This window comes from Diaphorobacter sp. J5-51 (assembly GCF_001023515.1).
GTDB lineage: Bacteria > Pseudomonadota > Gammaproteobacteria > Burkholderiales > Burkholderiaceae_C > Diaphorobacter > Diaphorobacter nitroreducens.
In genome coordinates, this window is record NZ_JSYI01000121.1 from 1 (window position 1) to 16426 (window position 16426).

15 protein-coding genes and 1 pseudogene are annotated in these 16426 nt (G+C 67.0%); 11 read left to right on the forward strand and 5 right to left on the reverse strand.

All coding sequences use genetic code 11. From position 1 onward, the window contains the following. Positions 1-120: 120 nt before the first annotated feature. Both OX89_RS14710 and OX89_RS14715 read left to right on the forward strand, forming a co-directional pair. Complete coding sequence (locus OX89_RS14710; RefSeq protein WP_047351197.1) at positions 121-1062, forward strand: CysB family HTH-type transcriptional regulator; 942 nt, start codon at positions 121-123, stop codon at positions 1060-1062. Between the two features lie 140 nt (positions 1063-1202). After that, a complete protein-coding gene (locus OX89_RS14715; RefSeq protein ID WP_047351198.1) occupies positions 1203-2354 on the forward strand; it encodes a pyridoxal phosphate-dependent aminotransferase in 1152 nt (383 codons plus the stop codon). A gap of 407 nt (positions 2355-2761) precedes the next feature. Here the strand turns inward: OX89_RS14715 and rng are convergent, their stop codons facing one another. After that, positions 2762-4249, reverse strand: a complete 1488-nt coding sequence (gene rng / locus OX89_RS14720) for a ribonuclease G (protein WP_011805165.1) — start codon at positions 4247-4249, stop codon at positions 2762-2764. 76 nt (positions 4250-4325) lie between these two features. After that, on the reverse strand, positions 4326-5150 hold the full coding sequence (gene cobA / locus OX89_RS14725; protein ID WP_041839006.1) for a uroporphyrinogen-III C-methyltransferase: 825 nt from the start codon (positions 5148-5150) through the stop codon (positions 4326-4328). Between the two features lie 210 nt (positions 5151-5360). On the opposite strand from cobA, the gene OX89_RS14730 reads away from it, so the two are divergent. The 9 genes and pseudogenes from OX89_RS14730 to OX89_RS14770 all read left to right on the forward strand — a co-directional run bounded on the left by OX89_RS14730 (position 5361) and on the right by OX89_RS14770 (position 14385). Continuing rightward, positions 5361-7085 (forward strand): nitrite reductase, encoded by a 1725-nt coding sequence (locus tag OX89_RS14730; RefSeq protein ID WP_047351199.1) that lies wholly within the window; start codon positions 5361-5363, stop codon positions 7083-7085. A gap of 19 nt (positions 7086-7104) precedes the next feature. Then, complete coding sequence (locus tag OX89_RS14735) at positions 7105-7449, forward strand: cytochrome c (protein ID WP_015913259.1); 345 nt, start codon at positions 7105-7107, stop codon at positions 7447-7449. Then, positions 7446-8660, forward strand: coding sequence for a cytochrome D1 domain-containing protein (locus tag OX89_RS14740; RefSeq protein ID WP_011805161.1), 1215 nt, complete (start codon positions 7446-7448; stop codon positions 8658-8660). Before OX89_RS14735 ends, OX89_RS14740 begins: the two co-directional genes overlap by 4 nt. A 3-nt stretch (positions 8661-8663) precedes the next feature. After that, the gene (locus OX89_RS14745; RefSeq protein WP_047351200.1) at positions 8664-9710 is read left to right on the forward strand and encodes an Lrp/AsnC family transcriptional regulator; all 1047 of its coding nucleotides are present in this window, start codon (positions 8664-8666) and stop codon (positions 9708-9710) included. Beyond that, positions 9697-10179, forward strand: a complete 483-nt coding sequence (locus OX89_RS14750; RefSeq protein ID WP_047351201.1) for an Lrp/AsnC family transcriptional regulator — start codon at positions 9697-9699, stop codon at positions 10177-10179. The genes OX89_RS14745 and OX89_RS14750 overlap by 14 nt, the downstream gene beginning before the upstream one ends. Continuing rightward, the gene (locus OX89_RS14755) at positions 10169-10651 is read left to right on the forward strand and encodes an AsnC family transcriptional regulator (protein ID WP_011805158.1); all 483 of its coding nucleotides are present in this window, start codon (positions 10169-10171) and stop codon (positions 10649-10651) included. The genes OX89_RS14750 and OX89_RS14755 overlap by 11 nt, the downstream gene beginning before the upstream one ends. Positions 10652-10653: 2 nt before the next feature. Further along, complete coding sequence (gene nirJ / locus OX89_RS14760) at positions 10654-11874, forward strand: heme d1 biosynthesis radical SAM protein NirJ (protein ID WP_047351202.1); 1221 nt, start codon at positions 10654-10656, stop codon at positions 11872-11874. Beyond that, positions 11867-13567, forward strand: coding sequence for a cytochrome D1 domain-containing protein (locus OX89_RS14765; RefSeq protein WP_231403411.1), 1701 nt, complete (start codon positions 11867-11869; stop codon positions 13565-13567). The genes nirJ and OX89_RS14765 overlap by 8 nt, the downstream gene beginning before the upstream one ends. A gap of 53 nt (positions 13568-13620) precedes the next feature. Next, positions 13621-14385, forward strand: a pseudogene (locus OX89_RS14770) (Crp/Fnr family transcriptional regulator). Between the two features lie 27 nt (positions 14386-14412). On the opposite strand, the gene OX89_RS14775 reads toward OX89_RS14770, so the two are convergent. Genes OX89_RS14775 through rsfS form a run of 3 tightly spaced genes read right to left on the reverse strand, consistent with a single transcriptional unit; the run spans position 14413 to position 16398 of the window. Further along, the gene (locus OX89_RS14775) at positions 14413-15039 is read right to left on the reverse strand and encodes a nucleoside triphosphate pyrophosphatase (RefSeq protein ID WP_047351204.1); all 627 of its coding nucleotides are present in this window, start codon (positions 15037-15039) and stop codon (positions 14413-14415) included. Between the two features lie 51 nt (positions 15040-15090). Next, positions 15091-15558 (reverse strand): 23S rRNA (pseudouridine(1915)-N(3))-methyltransferase RlmH, encoded by a 468-nt coding sequence (rlmH, locus tag OX89_RS14780; protein WP_011805153.1) that lies wholly within the window; start codon positions 15556-15558, stop codon positions 15091-15093. Between the two features lie 15 nt (positions 15559-15573). Further along, positions 15574-16398 carry a ribosome silencing factor gene (rsfS, locus tag OX89_RS14785; protein ID WP_047351205.1) on the reverse strand — a complete coding sequence of 275 codons (825 nt, stop codon included), beginning with the start codon at positions 16396-16398 and terminating at the stop codon, positions 15574-15576. Between the last annotated feature and the right edge of the window lie 28 nt (positions 16399-16426).

Here is a 16426-nt window from a genome sequence, read left to right on the forward strand (position 1 = left end):
GCGGCCAACGCGGGCGTCGGCGGGGGATTTTTCAACGGCCTGTTAACGATATCTGCGCCTTTCGTGCCCGCCGTTAGATTGATGCAGCATAATGATGCGACTTCTTAGCCGCATTTCAATATGAATCTGCACCAGTTTCGCTTCGTTCAAGAGGCGGCGCGCCGCAACCTCAACCTCACCGAGGCCGCCAAGGCACTGCACACCTCGCAGCCGGGGGTATCCAAGGCGATCATTGAGCTGGAGGACGAGTTGGGCGTGGACATCTTCGCGCGCCACGGCAAGCGGCTCAAGCGCGTGACCGAGCCCGGCCAGCACGTGCTCAAGAGCATCGAACTCATCATGCGCGAGGTGGGCAACCTCAAACGCATCGGCGAGCAATACAGCGCCCAGGACAGCGGCACCCTCGCCATTGCCACCACCCATACCCAGGCGCGTTATGTGCTGCCCGTACCGGTGGCCAAGCTACGCGAGGCGTATCCCAAGGTCAACATCAGCCTGCACCAGGCCACGCCGCACGAGGTGGCGCGCATGGTGATCGACGAAGTGGCCGAGATCGGCATGGCCACGGAGTCGCTGGCGGAGTATCCCGACCTCGTCACCCTGCCCTGCTACGAGTGGCAGCACGTCCTGGTGCTGCCACCCAGCCATCCGCTGGCGCAAAAGGAGCGCGTGGGGCTGGAGGACATCGCGCACGAGTCGCTCATCACCTACCACCCCTCATTCACCGGGCGCGGCAAGATCGACCAGGCCTTCGCCACCCGCAAGCTGCAGCCGCGCATCGTGCTGGAGGCCATCGACTCCGACGTGATCAAGACCTACGTGCGCCTGGGGCTGGGCATCGGCATCGTGGCGGAGATGGCGATGCGCGACGACCCGCTGGGCGACCTCGTCGTGCGCCCCGTCGGCCATCTGTTCGGTCAGAGCGTGGCGCGCGTGGCTTTCAAGCGCGGCGCCTACCTGCGCAACTTCGTCTACAAGTTCGCCGAGCTGCTGAGCGACCGCCTGAGCCGCGACCTGATCGCCCGCGCCATGACCGGGCACGTCAACGACTATGAGTTGTGATGCGCCCTGAGCCGCTTTAAGGCTTCCCGCATGGGGACGACGCCAGCGGCCTGGGCAAGCCCGCCCCAAGACCCGTGTTCGCAAGGCATGCGGCCGTCGGAACGCCACGCGTTGCGCCAGTTTTGAATGAGTGACACCCAATGACCACGCCCCACTTTCCCAGCCGCCTGCCCAACGTGGGCACCACTATCTTCACCGTGATGTCCGCGCTGGCGGCCGAACACCAGGCCGTGAACCTCGGCCAGGGCTTTCCTGACTTCCACTGCGACCCGCAGCTGGTCGACGCCGTCACGCGCGCCATGCAGGCCGGCCACAACCAGTACCCGCCCATGGCCGGCGTGCCCGCGCTGCGGCAGGCCGTTGCTTCAAAAATTGAAGCACTCCACGCTCGCCCGTATTGCCCCAACGCCGAAATCACCATCACAGCCGGGGCGACCCAAGCCATTCTCACCGCCATCCTCGCCTGCGTGCAGCCGGGCGACGAGGTGATCGTGCTGGAGCCCTGCTACGACAGTTACGTGCCCAACATCGCGCTGGCCGGCGGCGTCGTGGTCCGGGTGCCGCTCACGCCGGGCAGCTTCCGCCCTGACTTTGCCAAGATCGCGGCGGCCATCACGCCGCGCACGCGTCTGTTGATCATCAACACGCCGCACAACCCCAGCGCCACCGTGTGGACGGCCCACGACATGCGCACGCTGGAGGAACTGCTGGCCCCCACGGACGTGCTCCTGATCAGCGACGAGGTGTACGAGCACATGGTCTTCGACGGCGCCGAGCACCAGAGCGCCGCGCGCTTCGCGGGCCTCGCGGAACGCGCCTTCATCGTCTCCAGCTTCGGCAAGACCTTCCACGTCACGGGTTGGAAGGTGGGCACCGTGGCTGCCCCCGCCGCCATGACGGCGGAGTTCCGCAAGGTGCACCAGTTCAATGTGTTCACCGTGAACACACCCATGCAGTACGGCCTCGCGGACTATCTGCAGAACCCCGCGCCTTACCTGCAGCTGCCGGCCTTCTACCAGGCCAAGCGCGACCTGTTCCGCCAGGGGCTGGAGGGCTCGCGACTCAAGCTGCTGCCCAGCACCGGCAGCTACTTCCAGTGCGTGGACATCTCGGCCGTGAGCGACCTGAACGAAGCGGACTTCTGCCAGTGGCTCACGCGCGAGATCGGCGTGGCCGCCATTCCCCTGTCGGCCTTCTATGGCGACGGCTTCGACCAGCGCGTCGTGCGTTTTTGCTTCGCCAAGAAGGACGAAACGCTGCGTGCGGCCATCGAACGCCTGCGCACGCTTTAAGCCAAAACAGGCCCCCGCGCTTATCCAGCAAGCGCTAGCAGCTCATCATTCAATAGCACCCAGGAGCGTTGCCTCCTGGCGCACGCAATCGACGGCGAGCGACGTAGCGCATGGCGCGGGCCTGCATCTGTGACACCCCATGTGGCACACAGGTGCCGCGGAAAGTCGCGCCACTGCGCCGCGCAGCCCCGAGCAAGCCGTGGGGCAGTACGGCGGATGCCACCATTGCCCGCCCGCCAACGCCGGAAGACCTGAGGCGCACGAGAGGGGCCCGCATTCACCACGACCTTTCCGCCGTCGACCGGCACGGGCGATAGCCGCGGCGCACCCTGGCTCACGACGTTGGTATGTTTTTGATAGCTGCCAGCGCCCGTCCCACAAGCGCTAGAGGCCAATTTGACCTCAACTCACAACAGCACGATGTCGTACTGCGCCTGGCCCATGGCGCTTTCGGCCTGCAGGGAGATCGGCTTGCCAATGAAGTCCGACAGGCCCGCCAGGTGCTGGCTCTCCTCGTCCAGGAACAGCTCCACCACGCGCGGGGACGCCACCACGCGGAACTCGCGTGGATTGAACTGGCGCGCCTCGCGCAGCACCTCGCGCAGGATGTCGTAACACACACTGCGCGCGGTCTTCACCTGGCCCGCGCCCTGGCACGTGGGGCACGGCTCGCACAGCATGTGCGCCAGCGATTCGCGCGTGCGCTTGCGCGTCATCTCCACCAGGCCCAGTTGCGAAAAACCGCCCACCATGGTCTTGACCCGGTCGCGCGCGAGCTGCTTGCGGAACTCCGCCAACACCGCGGCCTGGTGGTCCTCGCGCAGCATGTCGATGAAGTCGGCAATGACGATGCCGCCCAGGTTGCGCAGGCGCAACTGCCGCGCGATGGCGCCCGCGGCCTCCAGGTTGGTCTTGAAGATGGTGTCGTCGAAGTTGCGCGCGCCCACGTAGCCGCCGGTGTTCACGTCGATGGTGGTCAGCGCCTCGGTCTGGTCCACGATGAGGTAGCCGCCCGACTTGAGCTGCACGCGCCGGCCCAGCGCCAGGGCGATCTCCTCGTCGATGGAATACAGATCGAATATGGGGCGCTCGCCCTTGTACAGCTGCAGCTTGGCGGCGGCCGCAGGCATGAATTCATTGCCGAACGCCTTCAGCGCCACGAACTGCTCGCGCGAATCGATGCGGATGCTCTGCGTTTGCTCGCCCGCCAGGTCGCGCAGCACACGCTGCAGCAGGCTCAGGTCCTGGTACAGCAGCGAGGTGGGCGGATGCGTCAGCGCTGCCTGCCGGATGCCTGCCCAGGTCTTGCGCAGGTAGGCGATGTCTTCGGCCAGCTCTTCGTCGCTGGCGTCCTCACCATTGGTGCGCAAAATGAAGCCGCCACCGTTGCCCGATGCCTGGTCATCCACCAGCTTCTGCAACCGCGTGCGCAAGGCGTCGCGCTCGGCCTGGGGAATCTTCTGCGACACGCCCACATGGTCGTCCTGCGGCAGGAAGACCAGCAGCCGCCCGGCGATGCTGATCTGCGTGGACAGGCGTGCGCCCTTGCTGCCGATGGGGTCCTTGATGACCTGCACCATGAGCGCCTGGCCCTCGAAGACCTGCTTCTCGATGGGCACGGGCGGTTCGTTCTTGCGCGCGAACATCGGCGCCTCGCCGCCTTCCTGGCGGTGCCACACGTCCGCCACGTGCAGAAAGGCCGCACGCTCCAGCCCGATGTCGATGAAGGCCGATTGCATGCCCGGCAGCACGCGCGAGACCTTGCCCAGGTACACGTTGCCGACCAGGCCCCGCTCCAGCGTGCGCTCCACGTGCAGTTCCTGCACGGCGCCGTTTTCGACCACGGCCACGCGCGTTTCCTGCGGCGACCAGTTGATGAGGATGTCTTGTTGCATGGGCTTTTGCCAGATGAGGCGCCCATGATGCCTCAGAACCAGCGCTACCCGCCGCCCTACCGGCGCCCGGCGCCCGTCACACCATCGTCGCCAGCATGCCCTGCATGAGTTGCGGCTGCAGCGCCACCACGTCGCCCACGATGATGAGCGCCGGCGGACGCACGCGGTGCTGCTGCGCCAGCGCGGGCAGGTCCTGCAGCGTGCCGGTGATGCAGCGCTGCCCGGGCAGAGAGGCTTGCTCCACCAGCGCTGCGGGCGTGCTGTCCGGCAGGCCGTGGCGCACCAGTTCGCGGCAGATGATCGGCAGCGTGCCCATTCCCATGTAGATCACCACGGTCTGGCGCGGGCGCGCCAGCGCCTCCCAGTCCAGCGCCACTTCGTTGTCGCCGCGCAGGTGGCCGGTGGCAAACACCAGGGTCGCGGAGTGGTCACGGTGCGTGAGCGGGATGCCGGCGCAGGCGCCCGCCCCCTGCGCGGCCGTGATGCCCGGCACCACGTCGAACGCGATACCGGCCTCGGCCAGCGCCTGCACCTCTTCGCCGCCACGGCCGAAGATGAAGCCATCGCCGCCCTTCAGGCGCACCAGGCTGCGCCCGCTGCGCGCCAGGCGCACCATGAGGTCGATGATCGATTCCTGCGGCAGCGTATGGTGCGAGGACTGCTTGCCCACGTAGATCAGGTCGGCATCCTCGGCCACGTAGCGCAGCACCTCCTTGCCGACCAGGTGGTCGTAGAGCACCAGGCGCGCGCCGCGCAGGGCCTTGACGGCGCGCAGCGTGAGCAACTCAGGGTCGCCCGGGCCTGCGCCCACCAGCGTCACGTGTCCAGGCTTCGGGGGCTGTCCGGACTCTCCTGCTGCGGGTGCCACGGTGAACCAGCGCGCATCTTCAATGAAGCTCATATGGGCCTCTCCTTTGCGGATCATGGGGTGGCTCCATTGTTCAAAGGCTGCACCGTTTGCGTCCTTGAACCAGTTCAAGGACAGCGGCAACACCCGCTGCGACGATGCTCCCACTCGCATGAAGAGGGGATGGACAGCGACCTCGCGAGAGTGGCCGTGGCAGCCGCCAGGGCCCACCCAAGCGCTGATCCGTGACGCAGAGGACCCACAATGACAGCAAAGAGGATTGCCAGGCTGGTCGCATTAGCGGCCGCCACCCTGGTGTCTGCCACCGCTATGGCGCAGGACGCCAAGCCAGTCTCGGAGGCCGAGAAAAACTACCAGGCAGGCGGATCGCCGCTGGCGGAAGTGCCCATGTACCAGAGCACGAACCCCAAGGCACCCAAGATGACGCAGGCCGAGTTCGACCGCGCGCGCCAGATTTACTTCGAGCGTTGCGCGGGCTGCCACGGCGTGCTGCGCAAGGGCGCCACCGGCAAGCCGCTCACCCCGGACATCACGCTGGGCAAGGGCACGGACTACCTGAAGGTCTTCATCGCCTACGGCTCGCCCGCCGGCATGCCCAACTGGCAGACGTCCGGCGAATTCGACGAGGCGACCGTGGACCTGATGGCCCGGTACATCCAGCAGGACCCTCCCACACCGCCCGAGTGGAGCCTGGCCGACGCCAAGAACACCTGGAAGGTCATCGTGCCGCCAGACCAGCGTCCCAAGAAGAAGATGAACAAGTACAACTTGGACAACATCTTCTCCACCACGCTGCGCGACACGGGCGAAGTGGCGCTGATCGACGGCGACACCAAGCAGATCATCAACATCGTCAAGACCGGCTACGCGGTGCACATCTCGCGCATGTCGGCTTCGGGGCGTTATCTGTTCGTGATCGGCCGCGATGCCAAGATCAACATGATCGACCTGTGGATGGAAAAGCCCGACAACGTGGCTGAAATCCGCGTGGGCCTGGAAGCACGCTCGGTGGACACCTCCAAGTTCAAGGGCTATGAGGACAAGCTGGCGATCGCCGGTGCATACTGGCCTCCCCAGTACACCATCATGGACGGCAACACCCTGGAGCCCCTGAAGATCGTGTCCACCCGCGGCATGGTCGTCGGCACGCAGGAATACCACCCCGAGCCGCGCGTGGCTTCCATCGTGGCATCGCACTACAAGCCCGAGTTCCTGGTGAACGTGAAGGAAACCGGCAAGACGATGATGGTGGACTACTCCAACCTGAATGCGCTGAAGACCACCGAGATCGGCTCGGCTCCCTTCCTGCATGACGGTGGCTGGGATGCATCCAAGCGCTACTTCATGGTGGCTGCCAACAACAGCAACAAGATTGCTGCGATCGACGCCAAGGACGGCAAGCTGGCCGGTCTGACCGAAGTGGGCAAGATCCCCCACCCCGGCCGCGGCGCCAACTTCACGCACCCCAAGTACGGTCCGGTGTGGGCCACGGGTCACCTGGGCGACGAGACCATCTCGCTGATCGGCACCGACCCGCAGAAGAACAAGCAATACGCCTTCAAGGAAGTGGCCAAGCTCAAGGGCCCGGGCGGCGGAGCGCTGTTCATCAAGACCCATCCCAAGTCCAAGCACCTGTGGTCCGACGCACCGCTGAATCCTGATCCCAAGGTTTCGCAAGCCGTGGTGGTGTTCGACATCAACAACCTGGACAAGGGCTACGTCACGCTGCCGATCGCCGAATGGGCAGGTCTGCCCGATGACGGCGGCGCCAAGCGCGTGACCCAGCCTGAATACAACAAGGCAGGTGACGAAGTGTGGTTCGCCGTGTGGTCGGCCAAGGACAAGCAAAGTGCGCTGGTCGTCGTGGACGACAAGACGCTCAAGCTGAAGTCCGTGATCAAGGACCCGCGCCTGATCACGCCGACCGGCCACTTCAACGTGTACAACACCCAGCACGACGTCTATTGACGCACTTCGAAGGCCAGCCATGTCACGCACCGCGTTCCTGTCCCTGGCCCTGGCATTGGCCGCTTCGGCGGCCGGCGCACAGGGCACGCCCGACCCTGACCGAGCCGCCCAGCTCGTGCGCATGGTGCGGCAGGACTGCGGTTCGTGCCATGGCATGCGCCTGACGGGCGGCCTGGGTCCCGCGCTCACCCGCGAGGCCCTGGCCGGCAAGCCGCCCGAGTATTTGGCTGCCGTCATCACCCACGGCATCCCCGGAACACCCATGCCGCCCTGGAGCGCCATGCTGCAGGGAAGCGAGGCCCTGTGGATCGCCGAACAGCTGGCCAATGGGTTCCCCGAAGAAAACAGGAGGTCCGCCCCATGAAACGGCGTGCCCTGCTCTCCCTTACCGCCAGTGCACCCCTGATTGCCACGGGCTGTGCGGCTCCCTCTTCCACCACCTCCACCTCCGCCGCTCCTGCAGCCACGCTGCAGGGCACGGGCGATCTGGGCGTGGTCATCGAGCGCGCCAAGGGCGCACTCACCCTGATCAACACCAGCCGGCGCGAAGCCGTGGGCCGCGTTACCGGCCTGGGCGACCTGTCGCACGCCTCGGTGGTGTTCTCGCGTGACGAGCGCTTTGCCTACGTCTTCGGCCGCGACGGCGGCCTGACCCAGGTAGACCTGCTCACCCAGCGCATCACGGGCCGTGTAATGCAGGCCGGCAACTCCATCGGTGGCGCCATCAGCGCCGACGGCAGCCTGGTCGTGGCGCAGAACTACACGCCCGGCGGCGTCAAGGTCTTCGACGCCGCCACCCTGGAGTTGCTGGCCGACCTTCCCGCCCACACGGCCAGTGGCGAACGCTCGCGCGTCGTCGGCCTGGCCGACCTGCCGCAGCGCCGGTTCATCTACAGCCTGTTCGACGCGAACGCCATCTGCATCGCCGACTGCTCCAACCCCCGAAAGCCGCAGGTCACCACCATCCCCAACATCGGCCGCCAGCCCTACGACGCGCTGGTCTCGCCCAACGGACGCCACTACATCGCCGGCCTGTTCGGTGAAGACGGCCTGGCCATGGTGGACCTCTGGGACAACCCGCCGCGCGTGCGCCGCATCCTCGCAGGCTACGGCCGCGGCCAGCAACCGCTGCCGGTGTACAAAATGCCCCATCTGCGCGGCTGGGCCATCGCGGGAGGCCATGCCTATCTGCCGGCCATTGGCCGCCATGAGGTGCTGGTGGTCGACACCGCCACCTGGGCCGAGGTCGGCCGCATTCCGGTCGCGGGCCAGCCGGTGTTCGTGATGGCGCGGCCCGACGGACGTCAGGTGTGGGTCAACTTCTCTGTGCCAGACTACAACCGCGTGCAGGTCATCGACACTCCGAGCCAGCGCGTGGTGCAGACGCTGGAGCCCGGCAAGGCCGTGCTGCACATGGAATTCACGCCGCGCGGCGAATCGGTCTGGATCAGCTGCCGTGACGACAACCGCGTTCAGGTCTACGACACGCACACCTTGCAGTCCCAAGCCAGGCTGGACGTGGACGCCCCCAGCGGCATCTTCTTCACTGCCCGCGCACAGCGCATGGGGTTCTAAGCCATGCCGAGCAGCCAGAACGCAACCCACCTCGCGCTGCTCAACCACTGGCAGCGCGGCTTCCCCCTGTGCGCCGAACCCTTCGCGGCCATCGGCCACAGCCTGGGGATGGATGCCGAGGCCGTGCTCAGCGGCTACGCACGGTTGTGGCAGGCGGGCGCGCTCAGCCGCATCGGCGCGGTGTTCGCGCCGGGCGCGGGGGGCGCCTCCCTGCTGGCGGCCATGGCCGTGCCGCCCGAACGGCTCGACGACGTGGCCGCCACGGTGTCGGCCCACCCTGGCGTCAACCACAACTACGAGCGCGAGCACACCACCAACCTCTGGTTCGTGGCCACCGGCCATGACGCGGACCAGGTGGAGCGCCTGCTCCAGTCCATCGAGCACACCACCGGCCTGCCCGTGCAGCGCCTGCCCATGCTGCGCCCCTACCGCATCGACACCGCCTTCGACCTGGAGAGGACGTCCGCAGGCGTGGGGGACGGCGTCGGCACCACGGGCCCCACGGGCCGCGCACGCACCCCCCTGGCACCCGAAGACTGGCCCCTGGCCGCGCTGGCCGAGCAGGGCCTGCCGCTGACCGAGCGGCCCTATGACGTATGGGCCGACCAGCTTCACAGCAGCACGCCCGCCGTGCTGGCCACCATTGCCCGCTGGCAGGACGAAGGGCTGCTCAGCCGCTTCGGCGTGGTGGTGCGTCACCATGAACTGGGCTACACAGCGAATGCCATGGCCGTGTTCGACGTGCCGGACGACCACGTGGACACCCACGGCATGGCCCTGGCCCATGCGCACGGCGTAACGCTGGCGTACCGCCGTGCGCGCACGCCGGACTGGCGCTACAACCTGTACTGCATGGTGCATGGGCGCGACCGCGCAGCGGTGCATACCCAGCTGGCGCAGGCCGTGACCCAGGCGGGCCTGGCCACTTGCCCCAGCGCCGTGCTGTTTTCGTTACGGCGCTTCAAACAGACGGGTGCGCGGCGGTTTGCCCACCATGCGCCCCATGCCATTCCCGAACCCATGCAGGAGGCCGTCGATGCTCTCCCCTGAAGACGCTCGGCTGATCGACCACCTGCACGGCGGCTTTCCGCTGGTGGACCACCCTTTCGCCGCCGTCGCCGCCGACATCGGCTGGACCGAAGAGCAGGTCATCGAACGCCTGCACCGCCTGCTCGCCCAGGGGGTGCTCACGCGCTTCGGCCCGCTCTTCCAGATCGAACGCGCAGGCGGCCAATTCGTCCTCGCGGCCATGGCTGTGCCCGAGGATCGTTTTGACGCCGTGTGCGCTGCCGTCAATGCCTTCACCGAGGTGGCGCACAACTACCGCCGCGAGCATGCGCTGAACATGTGGTTCGTGGTGGCGGCCGAGTCCCCCGCGCTGGCGCGCGAGACCCTGGCACGCATCGAAGCCGCGACTGGCCTGCCGGTCTACGCCTTTCCCAAGGAAGAAGAGTATTTCGTGGAGTTGCGCCTGCCGCCCCTGCCGGCGCAGTCCACCGGAGAACGCCATGGCGCTTGATGCCTTCGACCGTGCGCTCATCGCCGCCACGCAGGGCGGGCTGCCGCTGGTGGCGCGCCCCTACGAAGCCGTGGGCGCCATGCTGGGCGTGCCCGGTGAGCAGGTGCGCGAGCGCCTGGCCCGAATGATCGACGAGGGCCTGGTGCGCCGCATCGGCGCGGTGCCCAACCATTACCGCCTGGGCTACACGGCCAACGGCATGAGCGTGTGGGACGTGGACGATACCCAGGTCGCCGCGCTGGGCCGCCAAGTCGCCGCGCTGCCGGGCGTGAGCCACTGCTACCGCCGCCCGCGCCACCTGCCCCACTGGCCCTACAACCTGTTTGCCATGCTGCATGGCCCCAGCCGCGCGCATGTCGAGCAACAGGCCGAGCAGATTGCCGGCCTGCTGGGCGATGCCTGCCGCGCCCACGACATCCTGTACTCCACGGCCATCCTCAAGAAGACCGGCCTGCGCCTCAAGGAAGACTGACCATGTTTCGCATCAGCCAGTACCTGCGTGAACTCGCCCAGGCCCAAGCCATCGGAACCTACCCCACTTCGCGCGAACGGCACGCGCGCGGCCCCGTGGTCATCTGGAACCTGATCCGGCGCTGCAACCTCACCTGCAAGCACTGCTACGCGCTCTCGGCCGACCACGACTACGCTGGAGAGCTGTCGTTGCAAGAGGTATACACCGTCATGGACGACCTCAAGGCCTTCGGCGTGCCTGCGCTCATCCTCTCGGGCGGCGAGCCACTGCTGCGCCCCGACCTCTTCGAGATCGCGGCGCGCGCGCGTGACCTGGGCTTCTATACCGGCCTTTCGACCAACGGCACGCTGATCGACGCGCCCATGGCCGCGCGCATCGCGGGCGCAGGCTTCGACTACGTGGGCATCAGCCTGGATGGCCTGAAGCCCACGCACGACAAGTTCCGCCGTCTGGACGGTGCGTTCGACCGCAGCCTGGCCGCCATCCGCCACCTGGCCACGCACAACGTCAAGGTGGGCCTGCGCTTCACCATGACAGCGCTGAATGCACACGATCTGCCCGCGCTGCTGCAGCTCATGAAGGACGAGGGCGCCAACAAGTTCTACTTCTCGCACCTGAACTACGCGGGGCGGGGCAACATCCACCGCGACAAGGACGCGCACCACCAGGCCACACGCCAGGCCATGGACCTGCTGTTCAACCACGCATGGGCCGATGCCCAGGCCGGCAGCCTGGACGACTACGTGAGCGGCAACAACGATGCTGACGGTCCCTATTTGCTGCAATGGGCGCGCGAGCACCTGCCGCAATGGGAAGACGCCTTGCGCCAGCGCCTGGTGGCCTGGGGCGGCAATGCCAGCGGCCAGATGGTGGCCAATATCGACAACCTGGGCCATGTGCACCCCGACACCATGTGGTGGCACCACGACCTGGGCAGCGTGCGCGAACGGCCCTTTTCGCAGATCTGGAACGACACCAGCGACCCGCTCATGGCGGGGCTCAAGCAGCACCCGCGCCCTGTCCAGGGCCGCTGCGCCAGTTGCCAGTACCTCACGATCTGCAATGGCAACACCCGCGTGCGCGCACAGCAGCTCACTGGCAACCCCTGGTTCGAGGACCCCGGCTGCTACCTCACCGATGCCGAAGTGGGCGCCTCCAGCACGCCCTTCGAGTCCCCCGCCAAGCATGAGCGCCGTCGCACGATCGAGATTGCCCATGCGTAAACTAGAAACACCTTTCCCTGAGCGGCTACGCCGCTTCCCCCTTCTCTGCGCTATCGCGAAAAAGGTGGATACCGCCGCGGCGAAGCGGCCCTTGCGCGGCAGCCGCTGGTCTGGACCGAGCCGTTATCTGGCGGCCTTGGGTCTGTTCTGGCTCACGGGCCTGCACGCCCAAACCACCGAAGCCCTCCAGCCCAACGCCCCCGCTCTGTACCAGCAGCACTGCGCTGTATGCCACGGCGCGCAGCGCACCGGCATCATGGGCCCCGCACTGCTGCCCGAGAGCCTGGAGCGTGTGCGCCCCGCCGAGGTGTTGCGCGTCATCCAGCAAGGGCGCCCCGCCACCCAGATGCCCGGGTTCTCCGAGCAGTTGGGCGACGCGGAGATTCGCGCCCTGGCCGCGTGGGTACGTACCCCCGTGGTGCCCGCGCCGCGCTGGGGCGAGGACGATATCCGGGCGTCGCGCACGTTCACGCCCGTGCCCGACGATGAGCCCGCCAAGCCGAAGTGGAACGCAGACCCGATGAACCTCTTCCTCGTCGTGGAAGGAGGCGACCACCATGTCTCGCTGCTCGACGGCGACCGCTTCGAGGTCATCACGCGCTTTGCCAGCCGCTATGCGCTGCATGGCGGCCCCAAGTTCACGCCGGACGGGCGCTACGTGTTCTTCGGTTCGCGCGACGGCTGGATCACCAAATACGACCTGTGGCGCCTGCGCGTGGTGGCCGAGGTACGCGCTGGCCTGAACATGCGCAACGTGGCCGTGAGCGGCGACGGGCGCTGGGTGATGGCCGCCAACTACCTGCCCCACACGCTGGCGCTGTTCGATGCCGATCTGAACCTCGTGCAGACATACGCCGCAGCCACGCTCGACGGCAAGGCGAGTTCACGCGTTTCGGCCGTGTACGACGCCACGCCGCGCAAGAGCTTTGTGGTGGCGCTCAAGGACATCCCCGAGCTCTGGGAAATCTCGTACGACCGGAACGCGGCCCCCATCTACGATGGTCTGGTGCACGACTACAAGATGGGAGAGGCCATCGCCAAGCCCGGCTACCTGGGCGTGCGGCGCACCCCCCTGAGCGAGCCGCTGGACGACTTCTTCTTCGACCAGTCCTACCGCCACGTACTCGGCGCCACGCGCCCGCGCAGTGGCGCCGACGAACGCGCAAGCGCGCAGGTCGTAAACCTGGACATCCGGCGCAAGGTGGCCGATCTGCCCATCGCCGGCATGCCGCACCTGGGCTCGGGCATCACCTTCGCCTGGGGCGACACCACTGTGCTGGCCAGCCCCAATCTGGGCGGCGGGGCCGTGGACGTCATCGACATGCAGACCTGGAAGACGGTACGCACCATCGCCACGCCCGGCCCGGGTTTCTTCATGCGCAGCCATGAGGACACGCCCTACGCCTGGACCGACTCCATGATGAGCCCCACGGCCAAGGACACTCTGACCATCATCGACAAGCGCACGCTGCAGCCGGTGGCCCAGGTGCGCGAGCCCGGCAAGACGCTGGCGCACATCGAGTTCACCCGCGATGGCCGCTACGCCCTCGCCAGTGTCTGGGAAATGGACGGCGCACTGGTGGTCTACGACGCCGCCAGCTTCAAGGAAGTCAAGCGCCTGCCCATGAAAAAGCCCGTGGGGAAATACAACGTCTGGAACAAGATCACCCGCAGTGAGGGCACATCGCACTGAACGATTGGAGATAGATCAAGTCAAAACCTAGGGATCTCCCCTGTAATGCGCACATGGACATCGCGCACTTCGACATACCGCGCTACCTTGCGGCGCTGCCCCTGTTCCAGGAAATGGCACCCCAGGAACTGGAACGCCTGGGCACGGGCTGCCGGCTACGCCGCTATGCGCGCGGCGAGATGGTGTTCAGCGTTGGCATGCCCTGCGAGGAATTCCACGTCACCGTAATGGGGCAGGTGAAGCTGTTTGCACTGTCGCCAGCGGGGCAGGAGAAGGTGATCGAGCTTGCCGGCCCCGGCATCAGCTTCGCCGAGGCGCTGATGTTTACCGATCGTCCCTACATCGTGAACGCCCAGGCCCTGACCGATACCCTGCTGCTCTCCGTAGGCTAGGCGGCCGTGGTGCGCGAGATCGAGAACGAGCCGCGCTTTGCCATGCGCATGCTCGCCGGCATCTCGCGCCGCCTGCACGGCCTGGTGCATGACGTGCAGACCTATACGCTGCACAACGGCGCGCAGCGCGTGATCGGCTACCTGCTGCACGCCCTGCCCGAGGACGCGCCTCATCCCCCTACCGCGCCTGTGCCTCCGCAATGCCCGGCCCGCGCGGCACTGCAGTCCGTTGCTCCCGCACCGCCAGCCAGCGCGCGCAGCATCTCGCTGCCGGTGAGCAAGGCCACCATCGCTTCGCGGCTGTCGATCACGCCCGAGTATTTCTCTCGCGTACTGCACGACCTGGAGGCCGCCGGCCTGATCCACATCGACAAGCGCGACATCCACATCCCGGATACGGCGCGCCTGGCGAAATACCCGATGTAACCAGGCTCCGGGCCTGACAGGCTGCGCCTAGACGGCCAGCACGCCCGCCGCGCGCAACAGGCGCGCCGTCTCATACATGGGCAGGCCCATGATGCCGGAGTAACTGCCCGACAGGTGCTCCACATAGGCGGCGGCGCGCCCCTGGATCGCATAGGCGCCCGCCTTGCCCAGCGGCTCGCCCGTCGCCACGTAGTCCTCGATCTGCGCCGGCGACATGGGCGCAAAGCGCACGCGCGAGACTGACAGCGCCGTGAGGCGTCGGGGACCCACCTGCAGCGCGACGGCCGTCAATACGCGGTGTTCATGCCCCGCCAACTCCCCCAACATACGCACCGCGTCGTGCGCATCCTCGGGCTTGCCGTAGATGGTGCGGCCCAGGGCCACGGTGGTGTCGGAGCACAGAATGGGCGCTGGCGACAGCCCGCGCCGCGCATGGCGCGCCACGGCAGCGTCCAGCTTGAGCCCCGTCACCCGCTCGACATAGGTCGTGGGCGCCTCACCAGGCAGCACGGCTTCGATGGCCTCGGCATCCTCGGCCTCGTCCCCCGCCGCGTTGGGCAACAGCAGCTCATGGCGCACCCCCAACTGCTCCAGCAACTGGCGGCGCCGCGGGCTCTGGGAGGCCAGGTAGATGAAGCGGTGTTCTTGAGTCAAATGGGCCTCCAGCGCCCGACCAGAAAGCGCGAGCAGCTATCAAATCTGAAGTTATTCGCGATGGTAGGGGTGCCCGGCATTCACCGACCAGGCACGGTAGAGCTGCTCGATAAGCAACACGCGCACCATGGCATGCGGCAGGGTCAGGTCGGACAGGCGGATGCGCTCGTGCGCCGCCTGGCGGAAGGCCGGGTCTAGGCCGTCGGGGCCGCCGATGACCAGGGCCACGTCGTCCCCCCCGAGCTGCCAGTCCTTCAGCCGCTGGGCCAGGGCCTTGGTGGTGAGGCCCGTGCCGCGCTCGTCCAGCACCACCACACGGGTGCCACGCGGGATGGCCGCTTCGATACGCTCGCGCTCGGCAGCATAGAGCGTCTCCAGCGTCTTGGAGCCGCGCGGCTCGGTCTTGACGGCCTTGAGCTCGACCTTCAGCTCGGGCGGGAATCGCTTGGCATAGTCGTCATAGGCCGTCTGCGCCCAGTCGGGAACCCGCTGGCCCACGGCCACGATCAGCAGCTTCATGGGTCAGCGCAAGGCTCAGGCCTTCTTGCGTGCGGGGGCCTTCTTCGCGACAGCCTTGCCAGTGGATTTGGCGACCGGCTTGCGTGCCGTGGTGGTAGCGGCGGCCTTGGCGGGCGCCTTCTTGGCCACAGGCTTGTTCACCACGACGGTCTTCACCGCGTTCTTGATGGCTGGCTTCTTCTCCGCCACGGGCTTTGCCGTGCTCTTCTTCGCTGCGGGTTGGGATGCGGCCTTGACCGGTGCCTTCTGTGCCTTGCTCGCGAGCTTGCCAGCGGGCTTGGATGCGGTCTTCACTGCGGATTTCGCTGCCGGCTTGGCCGCTGCGGGAGCTGCCGCCTTGGCCGGCTTCTGGCCAGCTGCGGACTTCGTGGCGGGCTTGGCTGCTGCCTTCTTGGCAGCCGGCTTGCGCGCGGGCGCCTCGTCGTCGCCTTCCGAGGCCATGATCTTGCGCGGCTTGGCAGCGCCCAGCTTCAGGCGCACGGGCTTCTCGCCCCAGATCTCCTCCAGCCGGTAGTACTGGCGGATGGCGGGCTGCATGACATGCACCACGGCCTGGCCGCAGTCCACGATGATCCATTCTCCGTTGTCCTCGCCCTCGCTGCGCGGCTTGGGGAACCCGGCCTTGCGCACGGCGTCGCGCACGCTGGCGGCCAGCGCCTTGGTCTGGCGGTTGGAGCTGCCGGTGGCGACGACCACACGCTCGAACAGCGGCGAGAGATGCTCGGTGTTGAAGACCTGGATGTCTTGCGCCTTAACGTCTTCCAGGCCATCGACGATGGCGCGCTGGAGCTTGGTGACGTCTTTCTTGGCGGCGGTTTCCGATTTGCTGGAAGTGGTCATCAGGTGGTCTTCAGTGAAGGAATGGAAT

Coding starts and splice junctions, on each gene's coding strand:
- OX89_RS14710 (WP_047351197.1), top strand. CDS start 121: ATGAATCTGCACCAGTTTCGCTTCGTTCAAGAGGCGGCGCGCCGCAAC.
- OX89_RS14715 (WP_047351198.1), top strand. CDS start 1,203: ATGACCACGCCCCACTTTCCCAGCCGCCTGCCCAACGTGGGCACCACT.
- rng (WP_011805165.1), bottom strand. CDS start 4,249: ATGCAACAAGACATCCTCATCAACTGGTCGCCGCAGGAAACGCGCGTG.
- cobA (WP_041839006.1), bottom strand. CDS start 5,150: ATGAGCTTCATTGAAGATGCGCGCTGGTTCACCGTGGCACCCGCAGCA.
- OX89_RS14730 (WP_047351199.1), top strand. CDS start 5,361: ATGACAGCAAAGAGGATTGCCAGGCTGGTCGCATTAGCGGCCGCCACC.
- OX89_RS14735 (WP_015913259.1), top strand. CDS start 7,105: ATGTCACGCACCGCGTTCCTGTCCCTGGCCCTGGCATTGGCCGCTTCG.
- OX89_RS14740 (WP_011805161.1), top strand. CDS start 7,446: ATGAAACGGCGTGCCCTGCTCTCCCTTACCGCCAGTGCACCCCTGATT.
- OX89_RS14745 (WP_047351200.1), top strand. CDS start 8,664: ATGCCGAGCAGCCAGAACGCAACCCACCTCGCGCTGCTCAACCACTGG.
- OX89_RS14750 (WP_047351201.1), top strand. CDS start 9,697: ATGCTCTCCCCTGAAGACGCTCGGCTGATCGACCACCTGCACGGCGGC.
- OX89_RS14755 (WP_011805158.1), top strand. CDS start 10,169: ATGGCGCTTGATGCCTTCGACCGTGCGCTCATCGCCGCCACGCAGGGC.
- nirJ (WP_047351202.1), top strand. CDS start 10,654: ATGTTTCGCATCAGCCAGTACCTGCGTGAACTCGCCCAGGCCCAAGCC.
- OX89_RS14765 (WP_231403411.1), top strand. CDS start 11,867: ATGCGTAAACTAGAAACACCTTTCCCTGAGCGGCTACGCCGCTTCCCC.
- rlmH (WP_011805153.1), bottom strand. CDS start 15,558: ATGAAGCTGCTGATCGTGGCCGTGGGCCAGCGGGTTCCCGACTGGGCG.
- rsfS (WP_047351205.1), bottom strand. CDS start 16,398: ATGACCACTTCCAGCAAATCGGAAACCGCCGCCAAGAAAGACGTCACC.